At 40.3% G+C, this 13390-nt stretch carries 7 protein-coding genes and 1 pseudogene; 4 read left to right on the top strand and 4 right to left on the bottom strand.

Translation table 11 applies throughout. The features are described from left to right. Nucleotides 1-63 precede the first annotated feature (63 nt). From P162_RS02185 to P162_RS02175, 3 genes are read right to left on the bottom strand one after another with little or no spacing between them, the layout of a single operon-like run. Nucleotides 64-1140, bottom strand: a complete 1077-nt coding sequence (locus P162_RS02185) for a phosphatidylinositol-specific phospholipase C1-like protein (protein WP_031425554.1) — start codon at nucleotides 1138-1140, stop codon at nucleotides 64-66. A gap of 2 nt (nucleotides 1141-1142) precedes the next feature. After that, a complete protein-coding gene (locus tag P162_RS02180) occupies nucleotides 1143-2891 on the bottom strand; it encodes a RagB/SusD family nutrient uptake outer membrane protein (RefSeq protein WP_031425553.1) in 1749 nt (582 codons plus the stop codon). 42 nt (nucleotides 2892-2933) lie between these two features. Continuing rightward, nucleotides 2934-5999, bottom strand: a complete 3066-nt coding sequence (locus P162_RS02175) for a SusC/RagA family TonB-linked outer membrane protein (RefSeq protein ID WP_035916770.1) — start codon at nucleotides 5997-5999, stop codon at nucleotides 2934-2936. Between the two features lie 677 nt (nucleotides 6000-6676). Here P162_RS02175 and P162_RS02170 point away from each other — a divergent pair. The 4 genes and pseudogenes from P162_RS02170 (at nucleotide 6677) to treS (ending at nucleotide 13020) form a co-directional block, all read left to right on the top strand. Next, nucleotides 6677-7675, top strand: a complete 999-nt coding sequence (locus P162_RS02170) for an aldo/keto reductase (RefSeq protein ID WP_035916767.1) — start codon at nucleotides 6677-6679, stop codon at nucleotides 7673-7675. Nucleotides 7676-8125: 450 nt separating this feature from the next. Next, a pseudogene (locus P162_RS02165) lies at nucleotides 8126-8338 on the top strand (amidohydrolase); the annotation flags it as partial. 76 nt (nucleotides 8339-8414) lie between these two features. Then, nucleotides 8415-9152: a class I SAM-dependent methyltransferase gene (locus P162_RS02160; RefSeq protein ID WP_031425549.1), complete on the top strand. Its 738-nt coding sequence runs from the start codon at nucleotides 8415-8417 to the stop codon at nucleotides 9150-9152. A gap of 550 nt (nucleotides 9153-9702) precedes the next feature. Then, a complete protein-coding gene (treS, locus tag P162_RS02155; RefSeq protein WP_031425548.1) occupies nucleotides 9703-13020 on the top strand; it encodes a maltose alpha-D-glucosyltransferase in 3318 nt (1105 codons plus the stop codon). 173 nt (nucleotides 13021-13193) lie between these two features. On the opposite strand, the gene P162_RS17640 is transcribed toward treS, so the two are convergent. Then, nucleotides 13194-13370 carry a hypothetical protein gene (locus tag P162_RS17640; protein ID WP_164076186.1) on the bottom strand — a complete coding sequence of 59 codons (177 nt, stop codon included), beginning with the start codon at nucleotides 13368-13370 and terminating at the stop codon, nucleotides 13194-13196. Nucleotides 13371-13390 lie beyond the last annotated feature (20 nt).

Below are 13390 nucleotides of genomic sequence, written 5' to 3'. Positions count from 1 at the left end.
ATATTTTTCAATTTGCGGTAGTTGTAATGCGGGAAGATCACCCATGAATTTTGATTGGTTTTGCTAATCCTGAATGCTTTTCTCATAACCGCCATTATCAAAAATAATCTTGAAGTCAGAATCAAAATATTGGCTCGGGAGATAGTAATCTGTGGTGATTACCTGCGCGCCAGAAGCTTTGGCCTTTTCAAACCTGGTATAGTCATTGTTCCGTGCTTCCTTAGTATCAGCATCGGCACGCGTACGAACCATATAACCCAGTTTCACCAATTTTTCTATTTTGTTGAAATCCTTGATTGGATCATTAAGGATTTTGAAACCAGCATTGGGATTTCCTTCCTCTTTATCTACAAAAAGTACCGCCCCGTGTAGATTAGAAAAATTGGATAGATAGGCATCTGTTTTTTCATCCCCCTCGTCCAAAACAAATAGAAACCGGTTTTTGAGCTCCTTTAAGGATGGCCAGCCTTTAGTAAGTACCGCTTGCTCCAGGTTTTCAAAATCCCCTGTGATCAGGTCTGGCGTTATTAAACTTTTTTGCTCAAATACCTCGCGAATTTCTTCGTCAATAGTGAGCAAAGCTTCCGCAGTAAAAGGCAGGGGCTTTCGGGTAAGTGGTACCTCAGCATCCTTGGCATTTATCGTGATGATGACCGGAGTGTGCCCTTCATGTTCCTGTGACCATTTTTTCAATTCTTTTAATGCATCTTTGAAAACCAACTGATGGCTCCTAAAATCAACATCCTGCACATGGAACATTTTGAGCCCTGGTGCCTCGAGTTTTTTTTCTACATCATAGGGGATAGGTTCTTTACCCGCTGCCTTTACTATACTTAAGCCTTTTGGGTTTGTGTAATGGCCGCCCTCCGGGTCATGATATACATCAAGCTCTAAACCACGTAAGCCCAAATTTAATTGGGCCGACAATGGAATATGATCGTATTGCAAAGCTTCGAGAGCTTCATTTTTTTCCAATAAATAATTGAAAAGAGGTTCTTCTATCGCTATTTTATAACTGTTGTGACTGCCAATGACCTGGATTTCGTTCAATTTCATTTCCTGATCATTTTTATTGTGCAGGAGATTAAGAAACAACAGAAAGGTTGTCAGGAAAAGAGCAACAGTGGATATGATTTTCATGATTAATATCCTCTGTTTTGAACTAAATAACCCTGTTCGCTAGACGCTCCATCCATTGCTTTTTGAGGAATGGGGAACAGTCGCTTGCTCACATCGGCATCGGTTTTCCCTGTCCAGTTATCCTCATATTTGCCAAAGCGGATCTGATAATTTCTTCTAAATCCTTCCCAATACAATTCAAATCCCGTTTCACGGAACAAAATATCAAGGTCAATGGAACTAAAAGCATCTGGGGTTTGCTCTGGGCGGGCCGTTCTTGAAGATCTTAAGGTATTTACATCTGCAAGGGCTCCAGCCTGATCGCCATTTCTCAATTTGGCCTCAGCACGCATTAAATAGATTTCCCCTAAACGGATCAAGACCAAATCAACGCTGCTATACGAGCAACAGTTGGTTGCAGTATGGCTAAATTGATATTTAGAAAACCTATAACCCGTATTGTGCAAGCTGCCCGCATCTGTAAAATCTACCTGAAGGGTATGATCCACATATACAGGAGTGGGGGAATTACTACTTCTTTTATTGATGACAGGATATATTCGAACCTTTCCCTCATCGCACATTAGGATATTACCGTTGTCGTCTTTTCTGGGTCCCCAGATCGTATCACGAAGTATCCCTCTGTTTATTTCAAAACTATCAGCATCCACACAATAGAAATGGAGCGAATCATTCTTAGGGTTTATTCCATCTAAATTTTTGAGTTCCTCAGGAATATTAATATTCTCCTGAAAGAAACGCCCATCAGCAACCGCAGGATCAACAGGGCCGTAGGCATCTACCCAGGTTTGGTAAAAATCTGGAGTAGCAGATACTGCATCTGTACCTCGCGAACTGGGAACTTCAGGCCTTGGAATTAGATCACCGGAAATTGACCAATAGGCCCATCTACTATGCTCCGTCTCGAGCGCACCTCTCTGGTCAAGTGCAAAAATAAGTTCAGGATTACTGTTGTTATCATCGTTGAATAAATCAAAATATTCTTCTGAAAGGGAATGAGAACCATCAATAATAGTGCTGGTATATTGAATTACCTTATCCATGTCATTTTGACTAAATTCCGGCGTACCATAGGGATCGCGATATACTGCGGCATTTAAATAGAGGCGTGCCAGCAGCGCGCTTACCGCATCTTTTGTAAATCTTCCAGGGCCATTATCGCTATTTATTACATCTACAACAGATAATAGTTCGCTTTCCACATAGGAAATGGCGTCCTGACCCCTTAAAATTTCGGATATTTCATCTGAAGTCTCTTTTTTGAAAACAAGACCCCAATTGTCTAATGCTAACATGTTAAGATAAGCTTTCATCGCAATCATCTCATAAAGCGCCGCTTGCGCTGCCACGTCACCATTTTCAACCTCAGGTCTTAAACGTTCTGTTGCAAGGACCGCCCTGGAAAGCGTTAAGGTTATATTTGTCCAGGAATCTCCTATAAGGCTATTGCTAGGTGTCATAAGATGCTGGTGTACGGCAATAAACTTACCGCCATCATACCAGTCTGTCCCGCCACGATAGGGAAGAATGGCCTCATCAGAGGAAACTTCCTGAAGACCGAAATTAACCGTATGCAACCATACATTACGAAGCAAACCATAGACTGGTGCCAAAGATCCACTAACCACTTCCGCTTGTCCGGTTCCGGTAAGGGATTCATCAAGAACTTCTTCTTCTAATGAAGTACAGCCAAAAAGTGCCAGAAACAACAGGAATAGGGGTAGGCCTCTGCTTAAAATTTTATTTTTCATTTTACTCTCTTTTAGTATTGATTTCATGATATATCGACTGTTTTAGAATGTAAGATCAAGACCTAATAGGATGGTTCTTGCTTTGGGATAGGTGTAATAATCAACGCCAAAGGTTTGAATACCCCCTGCGGTAGATCCTGTATTCACTTCGGGATCAAAGCCGGAATAATCTGTGATCACAAATAGATTTTGACCTGTTAATGAAAACCGAATATTCTGAAAAGTGTTTTCCCAACCTATTTTATCTGAATTTAAGTTGTAGGATAGCGTAGCGTTGTTTAACCTTAAAAAAGAACCGCTCTCTAAGAACCGTGTGGAAACGGTGTTTGCATTGGTCAAGGATTCATTGGGGTATTGTATCGCAAAGTCGGTCGCATTATTCGATCGTGCCAACTGTGTCTTACTGAAAAGGGACATGGCCGTATGGTTGTAGACCTTATTTCCTTTTACACCGTTAAAATTGAAATCCAGATTGAAGGCATCGTATTTGAAATTTAAATAGAAGCCATAAATATATTTTGGGATCGCACTTCCCACCACACTTCGGTCATCATCTAAAATAGCACCATCGCCATTTACATCCCTAAATGAATTGAGGCCGTCTGCACCTATACCATCAAACTGGAACATATAAAAAGAGCCTATGGCTTCGTCATTGATATAGCCGTTAATGGTGGCTCCCGTCTGACCAGCACCTTGAGCTTCTCCCGTTGTTAGTACCGCATAAGGCGATTTTTGAACCTTATTCTGAATATAAGTAATGTTACCGCCTATAGTGTATGAAAAATCCCGATTGGTGTCGCTTTTATAATCCAGTGCCAGTTCTAAACCCTGGTTGACGATTTCCATATCAGGAATATTGTTCCAATATGTTGAGGTAGGCTCAACGGGATCTGCAGGAACAACCTCTAGAAGGATATTAGAAGACTTCTTATTAAAATAATCCAAAGTACCGCTCAGTCTGTAATCAAGTAAAGTAAAATCAATACCTAAATCAACTTGTGTAGACACTTCCCATTGTAAATCAGGATTTGCTAGACGGGTAAAGACAATACCGTATGGATAACCGTCAATAGAGTTTCCGTTTGCGCCTATGGGATAGGTATTGAGACTGCCACCGCCGGTTATTAACCTATCTTCGGAAAAACTAGCTTGTGTAATCTTTGATGGGATCTCTTGATTACCGGTTTGTCCCCAACTTGCACGCAGCTTTAAATTGTCAAAAGTTGAGTTTTCCATAAAACGTTCGTTACTAATGTTCCACCCCAGTGCAAAAGATGGGAAATAACCATATTTGTTATTTTCCCCGAATTTTGAAGAGCCGTCTGCCCGTAATGTAGCTGTGACCAGGTATCTATCGTCAAAAATGTAGTTGGCTCTTCCAAAAAAGGATTGTAATTCATTTTTAACTGCAGAAGAATTAACCGCAGTAGGATATACATCTGTACTGGTATGATCCTGATAAATAGGATCTACATTATTACTTGCAAAACCTCTGTATGTGGAAATTCTTGTCTCATCAAAAAATTTCTGGAAGGAATGTCCGGCCAATAAACTTAGCGCATGCACCTCTCTGTTCCAATTATAGGTAAGCGTATTTTCTATGAGTTCGTTACTGTTAGTATTGATACTTGCGTCTAGCGTTCCCTCGGAAATGTTAGATTCATTAACCACCAGAGTGTACGGTTTATACTGCTGATATCTGTTTGTTGCAGAGTAATCCACACCCAGATTTAATTTATAGACAAGTCCGTCAGCTATTTCAACAGATGGAGAAATGTTTGCCAGAATACGGTTGTTGATGGCCTTATCGCTAAACAAATCATATCGCTTCAAAGGATTGAGCGCATTTGTATTCAATAGTGTGGGTTCGCCGTCTGTATACGCGGGAATTGTGGGATTTAAATTAAGCATATCACTTATGGTGGAATTTATGCTAGGTCGTAAATTCTCGGTGCGTGAGGCAGTTAGGTTATAGTCTACGGTCAATTTTCCCTCAAAGGCTTTTTGAGTCATATTCAACTTGCCCGAGTAGCGCTTTAGTTCACTGTTTTTTAAAATTCCCTCCTGATCCTGAGCTCCCAGGGAGGCGTAATAAGAAAGTTTATCTTCATTAGCTCCCCGCATCGAGAAATTGAAATTTTTGGAAACACCGGTCTGGGTAAGTTCGTCCTGCCAGTCTGTGTTTCCATCAAAATCCTCTAAAGTTCCACCGATGGCCACTACCTGCCTTCGGAATTCATCCGCATTGAACACATCAATTTTTTTCGAGAGGTTAGACAAAGCAGTTGAAGCCGAAAAATTCATTTCGGTTCTTCCTTTTTTGCCCTTTTTAGTAGTAATAACAACAACCCCATTTGACGCCCGGGAACCATACACCGCAGTGGCACTGGCATCTTTTAAAACATCAATACTCTGAATATCGTTAGGATTTAAAAAGTTAAGGGGATTTGTGGCCACACCCATAGAAGAGTTGTCGAGCAAAAAACCGTCTACCACATAAAGTGGCTGTGTGCCAGAACGCAAACTACCTACCCCCCTGATCACAACATTTTGTGAAGCACCGGGCTCACCACTGTTTGCTGCAATGTTGACACCGGCCATTTTTCCCTGTAGCAGTTCAACCGGATTGGTAACCACCCCTTTGTTGAACTCTTCAGTATTTACCGAAGAAATAGCGCCAGTTACGTCTGCTCTTTTCTGTGTACCATAACCTACGACCACAACTTCATTAAGTTCAGAAGCATCTGTTTGCAGTTGGATAGTTAGCGTTTGTTGATTCGTAAGGGTAAGCGCTGTGGTTTTGAAACCCACATAAGATATTTCAAGAATATCACCTATAGTAGCTTCTATACTGAAATTTCCATCAAAATCTGTGGTCGCTCCGCGGCTGGTACCGCTTACTTTTATAGTAGCTCCTGGCAGGGGTAGACCATCATCATCTGTAACCGTACCGGTAACTACCTGTTGTATACCTTGATTAGAATCAAGAATAATAAAATCCCCTTTTGGTTCGGGGATATGATTCGCCGTTAAAAAAGTACAATTAAGGGTGAACAGGCCGCAACAGACTAGCCTGGGGAATAGTGTAAAAGTTTTCAATCGCATAATGGTATAAGGTTGAAATTAAATAGTTGTCAAAAAGCTCAGTTTTAGGTCTAAAACCTCAATATTTTGGGTGTTTTTCCCTGTTATGAGTGATAATTGGCTTGTTTTTGCGAATGCTAAAGTATAGTTCGATTTGATAAATCGTTTTATCTAAATATTAATGAAGTATTAATTGAAGGGAAAGATTTTTAGAGCGATTCAACCATGCTTAACCTTGTATTAAAGAATTTTTCAAAAAAAGAGAAACAGGGTTAATCTTTTGATAATATCAGAATGCCCTTTTTAAGCGAACTTATTTAAAAGGCAAAAAATCTATTTTACAGTATCCGCTGGTTGCCAACAGGATAATGTAAGCGAACATTATGTTTTGTAACTGTGCTTGTAAAGCCGCATTTCTATTTACCAGTTGCTTTAATTATATTTCTAGGATTTCAAAAATCAATGGTGTCCTAAATATTTTAAAATTTTGAAGCAATTCAGAAGATATAAATTGCTTTTTCAAAGCATAAGTGGTAGCATATTTTTCAAACAGGCGACAAAAAACATTCAAGTTGATGGAAATTATTTATATCTTCTATTTTGTAATTTTTTTATTCATTTAAGTCTTTTTGTTAGACTTCGTTAAAATGATTTTCCGCCTGTACTTATCTGAATAAATTTGTTTCAAAATTGAAATTATGAATCAGGTATTGAACGAGAAAATAGGTATAGGAGGAGTTCCTTTAGGGAATGGTTTTAAAGTAATGAGCGATAAAGAAGCGCAGCAGGTATTAAAGGCCGCCTGGGAAGCCGGGGTACGTTATTATGATACTTCACCCTGGTATGGTCTGGGTTTGAGCGAACGTAGATTTGGTCATTTCTTGCACAATAAAAAGCGTTCTGAATATACGCTTACCACGAAGGTAGGTAGGATTTTGTCTCCCACAGAGGAGATACCACAAACCATGTGGAACGAGCCCGCACCTTTTGATTATAAATATGATTATTCCGCGGAAGCTGCGCGACGATCTATTGAAGATAGTTTACAGCGACTGGGTGTAGCGCGTATTGATTATGTATTTATTCATGATCTGTCACCAGATCACAATGATGAATATCCAGATGGGGTGGATTGGCTTGACCAGTTTGAAGTGGCCAAAAATGGTGCAATGCCAGAACTTGCCAAAATGAAGGAAGAAGGCCTTATCAAAGGTTGGGGATTAGGAACCAATACCATTGACCCACTGGTTAAAACTTTAGAAGAAACAGAACACAAGCCAGATTTGTTTTTGTCTGCGATTCAATATTCCCTTATAGACCACAAAGATTCCATTGATAGGTTGTTTCCTGCGGTTGAAAAGCATGATGTGGGTCTAATCGTGGCAGCCCCATTTAATGCCGGTTTGTTAAGCGGACAAAAACGCTATAATTATGGAGGTGAAATGCCGAAGGACAAAGTAGAACGCGTGAATAAAATAAAGGACATTGCTCAAAAACACGATGTAGATCTTGTAAATGCTTCCATGCAGTTTTCATATGCTCCAGACGTTGTAAATACGGTACTGGTAGGCGCGAGCAAGCCAGAGCAAATTCAGCAGAATGTAAAAAGTTTTGATGTTAAGATTCCTTCTGAATTTTGGAACGATCTAAAAAAAGAAGGCCTGATAGATGAGCGCGCCGAAGAGCCCAGGAATTAATGTTTTGATTATATTATTATAGCGTAGGTCAGGGGGATTTAATTTTAAATCCCCTTTTTTTTGGCCTGGAAATGTTGCTTTGCGGTTTTCAATAATACTATTTCTTTTAAAAGGCTAAGCTTCGGTAGAGCGAAATTACGGATATCTCAAAAGCCTGGAATACTACGGATTTTTCTCAAAGCCTTATTTTCTATTTATAGCGATTTCAAAATTCGTACTTCCCGGTTCTATTTATTTCCTCAGATAAATAAGAAATTTTATACGTTTATAAAATGCTTAAATTAGGATAGTTCTAAACCATTCCATTTAAGTGATATAAACCTAACTATCACAAAAATAATCGCATCGTAGAGGTCAGGTTCGTGGGTAAGCAACAAGAATGAAATTACCGCTCCCAGTATCAAAGCCTACACCTTCTTTGGTAGTAATTTGAATGACAAAGGAGCGCGGGAGGAACAGGACAGATTTGGGGAAGCCGGCACTTTATGGGCCCAGACCGCTAAACCCGGTTCTGAGAAATGGAACGAGGTAATGGACGAACTATTATCCCTTGATTTTACCTTAAGTCCCACCATGGTCATTTATGAGGCGAATAGGGATCTGGATCGCGGGAGATGGGCAGAGTGGCATGAAGAGTATACTTTGCCCACACTCTGGGATTTTTAATGTATATATCACTTTTAAAGATCCTTTACTTAGCCCTTATAAATATCTTTGCCGATATATAGATCGACTTTAAATGTACGAAAAAGTAAAAAAAATACTTCCGAAGAAATTTATCAAAAGTAACGAGAACGTGTTGCGCCATTTAATTGCACTACTTTATGTAGGGACTACCTATCAATGTAATATTTGTGATTTTAAAATGTCACGTTTTATAAAATTGAACAACCATGATAATTTATGTCCCCGTTGCGGAAGCCTGGCCAGAACAAGAAGGCTTTGGGAAGTATTGCAAAATGAGATCAAGGGGAAAACAATCCTGCATTTTTCCCCTTCCCGGAGCCTCAAGAAAAAAATGGAATCCTTTGAAGATATTAATTATATAACTTCAGATTATGCAGGGGAATTTGAAGCCACAAAAAAACTAAATATCGAAGAAATAGATGAACCTGATGCAACGTATGATATAGTAATCTGTTATCACGTGCTAGAACATATTGAGGCGGATATGAAAGCTATGAAAGAACTTTACAGAATACTAAAGCCACAGGGAAAATGCGTGATCCAGACCCCTTTTAAAGCAGGTGAAACCTATGAGAATGATCAGGTAAAAACAGATTCTGAGCGGTTAGCGCATTTTGGTCAAAAGGATCATGTAAGAATATATTCCGCACACGGACTGCTACACAGGTTGGAGCAGGCAGGCTTTAAGGCAAGATTACAGGAATACACCACATGCGAAAATAACAAACACGGATATAATTTGAATGAAAAAGTAATCATTGCCGAAAAACCTGTAAGCATACCCAAATAAAGCGCGCCAGGACGCTGAATGTATCTTTCTCTCTCAAAACCCAGATTAAGAAACTCCATAAATTCGCATTATTGGAAAATTTCAGATAACATATCCACTTTCCGAATCAAATAAGGAGTAAATATTTAAAAAAACCACCTAAAATAGCCGAATATTGGCCGTTTTAAGCGGTTTTTGACGGAAAATTATCCATATTTCTATTTCGCAAACAACTGTGATACAACTATTGAATTGCAATTATCTAAAAAATTATCTCAAAATTGAATATTTGATTGGATTTTGGTCTTTTTCAGGCTTCTTTTCGATCGTTACCACTTTAAGTACCGCAGATATCTTTTCGGAAAATTTTAATAGAGTCAAAATGTGATCAGATTATCTAATAACTGGTTTAATCGAACTGCTTGACGATCAAATTATCTTATGTCTATTCATATCTTAAATCAGCACAATTTTTACCAATTTTGACCAAGATTATGCTTAGAAAGTATTACATTATTCATCATTTGAGCTATCTTTCACTCGCTTTAACCTAAAATTTCAAACAGTACACATGGCAATAACTTCTCCAACTGATAATTACCAAAACTGGTATAAAGACGCGATAATTTATGAATTGCACATTAAAGCATTCTTTGACAGCAATGGAGATGGAATAGGCGATTTTGAAGGTTTGCTGCAAAAACTTGATTATCTGGAAGACCTGGGGGTTACCGCTATCTGGGTGCTGCCCTTTTACCCATCTCCCCTGCGTGATGATGGCTATGATATTGCAGATTACTACAATATAAATCCGTCCTACGGCGAGATTCAAGATTTTAAACGTTTCATTGAAGAGGCCCATGACCGGGGTCTAAAAGTAATTACAGAGTTGGTCATCAACCACACTTCTGATCAGCATGCTTGGTTTCAGCGTGCCCGTAAAGCAGCGCCAGGATCAAGGTACCGGGATTATTATGTGTGGTCAGATTCCATAGAAAAATACAATGATGCGAGGATTATCTTTACAGATACCGAACCATCCAACTGGACCTGGGATGCCGAAGCGGGAGCGTACTACTGGCATCGTTTCTTTTCACACCAACCGGATTTAAATTTTGATAATCCCGAGGTGCAACAGGAAGTTTTTGATATTATGGATTTCTGGTGCAACCTGGGCGTAGATGGCTTTAGGCTGGATGCGGTGCCCTACCTTTTTGAGCGTGATGGGACCAACTGTGAAAACCTGCCGGAAACCCACGTGTTCCTTAAGAAATTACGGGCGCATATAGACGCCAACCACGACAATAAATTATTGCTTGCCGAAGCGAATATGTGGCCAGAGGATTCTGCGGCCTATTTTGGTGATGGGGATGAGTGCCACATGAATTACCATTTTCCCATCATGCCGCGTATGTTTATGGCGGTAAAAATGGAAGATCGGTATCCTATTACAGATATTATAGATCAGACCCCTGCGATTCCTGAATCCTGCCAATGGGCAATTTTCCTGAGAAATCACGACGAACTCACCTTAGAAATGGTGACTGATGAGGAGCGGGACTATATGTATAAAGTCTATTCAAAAGATCCCAATGCTAAAATAAATGTTGGCATAAGAAGAAGGCTGGCGCCACTCCTGGACAATAACAGGAACAAGATCGAATTGATGAATATCCTATTATTTTCGCTGCCTGGAACACCGGTGTTGTATTATGGAGATGAAATAGGAATGGGCGATAATTTTTATCTGGGAGACCGGGATGGCGTTCGTACGCCCATGCAATGGACGGCAGACAGAAACGCAGGCTTCTCTATGGCAAATCCGCAAAAACTTTATTTGCCTACCATTATCGATCCGCAGTACCGTTCTGAATCTGTAAATGTGGAAGCACAGCAGATGAATCCATCATCATTGTTGTGGTGGATGAAACGCGTTATGGCGATGCGCAAGAATTTTAAGGCATTTGGACGTGGTGATATTCAGTTTTTATCTCCTTCTAATGCGCGTATACTGGCGTTTACACGAACTTTTGAGGATGAGACCTTATTAATATTGACTAATCTATCTCGTTTTTCACAAGCGGTAGAGTTGGAACTGGATGATTACAAAGATTATATTCCGGTGGAAGTTTTCAGCCATAACAAATTTCCCCGTATTACGGAACGCCCTTATCTTTTCACCCTGGCACCACACGGTTATTATTGGTTCTCCTTAACAAAAACGGCAAACGAAACGCAGGAAGGTCCGCTACCTCAAATGACCACGGCGTCCTGGGAAAATTTGTTCAATACAAAAAACAGTAAAACGCTGGAGAAGAAAATCCTTCCCGTTTACTTCAAGGGCAAATATTGGTTTAGTGATCCCAATAGAATAGTTCAGTCGATGGAAATAACCAACATGCTTGATCTTTCGGAAGGGGAAATGCTGGTCAAAAACCTTATCGTTGAGGTTCATTTTAATGACGGTTTGCCCGAAATTTACCAGTTGCCATTGACCTATGTTTCCCAAACACAGGAACGCCTCATGGAAGATGTCCCAGACAAAGGTATTTTAGCCGAAGTTAAACTGGGAGAAGAACAGGGACTTCTTGTAGATGCCGTGTATACAGCTCCTTTTCGGGAACAACTATTCTACAATTTACAAAAAGGGAAAACGCTTAAATTTGGTAAAGAAAAGCTTGAATTTAAAAAAGGGGACATTACCCCGGATGCCGAAATCGAAGAGGTGAATTCCCGAATTATAGAATCCAAACAGAGCAATACCTCTATAATTTACGACCACCGGTATTTCTTGAAACTTTACAGACGTCTGGATACTACCATCAACCCAGATACAGAAATAGCGCAATATCTTACTGAAACCGTAAAATTTGGCAATACGCCTGATTATATGGGCAGCCTTGTTTATCATACCCAGAATAAAAATAGTGCCGTCCTGGGCATGATGCAGGACCTGGTGACCAATCTGGGTACGGGGTGGACAAATACCAAAGATGATGCACACCGATATATGGAGCGGGTACAGACCCAGGCTCAGGAACTCGAGCCGGAGTATGATCTTAAAAAGCATACCTCCCCTTTACTTTTTGAAGATTTAAATGATCAGGAACAGGATCTTATGGGCGGGGTCTTTTCAGAACGTATAGGCTTACTAGGGCAGCGAAGTGCAGAAATGCACCTTGCGCTTGCAAGTCATAAGGAGATGAAAGGTTTTGAGCATGAGGCGTTCTCGTTGCATTATCAGCGCTCCCTTTATTCCACATTATTGGGCCTCACCCGGGAGTCTTTTGAAAACCTTAAAAAATCAATCCCTACACTCCCGCAGCAAATCCAGGCGGAAGCAAGAGCTGTTTTAGAACGTAAAAGCGAAGTCCTTACCTGTTTTAAACGAGTATTTAAGCATAAAATCGATGCCGTTAAAATACGTACGCATGGCGATTTTCATTTGGGTCAATTATTATGGACGGGTAAAGATTTCGTCGTTATAAACTTTGAAGGGGAGCCTTCACGCCCTTTTAGTGAACGCCGTATTTTGCGTTCGCCACTGCGCGATGTCGCCACCATGATACGCTCTTTCCATTACGCGGCCTATAGCCCAATTATACAGCAAAATTATGCCGAAGAACACCGGGACACGCACATAGAAGACTGGGCAGATGCCTGGTATTACTATATATCAAAATTCTATTTGACGGGTTATACTACAGCTTTAGGAAAATCAAGTTTAATTCCAGATAGTGATCGCGATTACCGGGTGCTTCTGGAAACCTTCCTGCTGGAGAAAGCCGTAGGTGAATTAAACCACGAACTGAATCACAGACCGGAATGGGTGCTGGTTGCGCTTCGCGGAATACAAGCCGTACTTGATGGAGCTTTAGATCAGGATTGATACTTTTAATTACAATAAGTAAGAAAAGAAGGGATAAAACAGTGTTTTTGAGCTGTATTTATGCCTTCTTTGACTATTTCAAGTGTGGTAGGTATAGGTATTTATTATAACTCCAAACAGCCTTACAGCATTATGCTGGCATGGGCCTTTGTAAAGATCAGGCCCTAAGCATGTTACAGCATGAACGACGTGTAGAGTTGGGCTTTGACTATCAGCGTCTTATCGACCTCTAACGCTGGCAGATTGCATATGCTGTACTTTCCGCTTTGGGTAAGAACTTTCAGGATTATAATATACTTTACCCCATTCCCCAGGGAGAGATAGATCGTTCGGGAGGTAAGATTCAGCAAAGTCCAGGATATTAATGTCA

Origin of the sequence: Flavimarina sp. Hel_I_48 (assembly GCF_000733945.1) — a bacterium.
Lineage (GTDB): Bacteria > Bacteroidota > Bacteroidia > Flavobacteriales > Flavobacteriaceae > Leeuwenhoekiella.
Note: the sequence above shows the minus strand (reverse complement) of the source record. Positions and strands in the feature narration are given on the sequence as shown.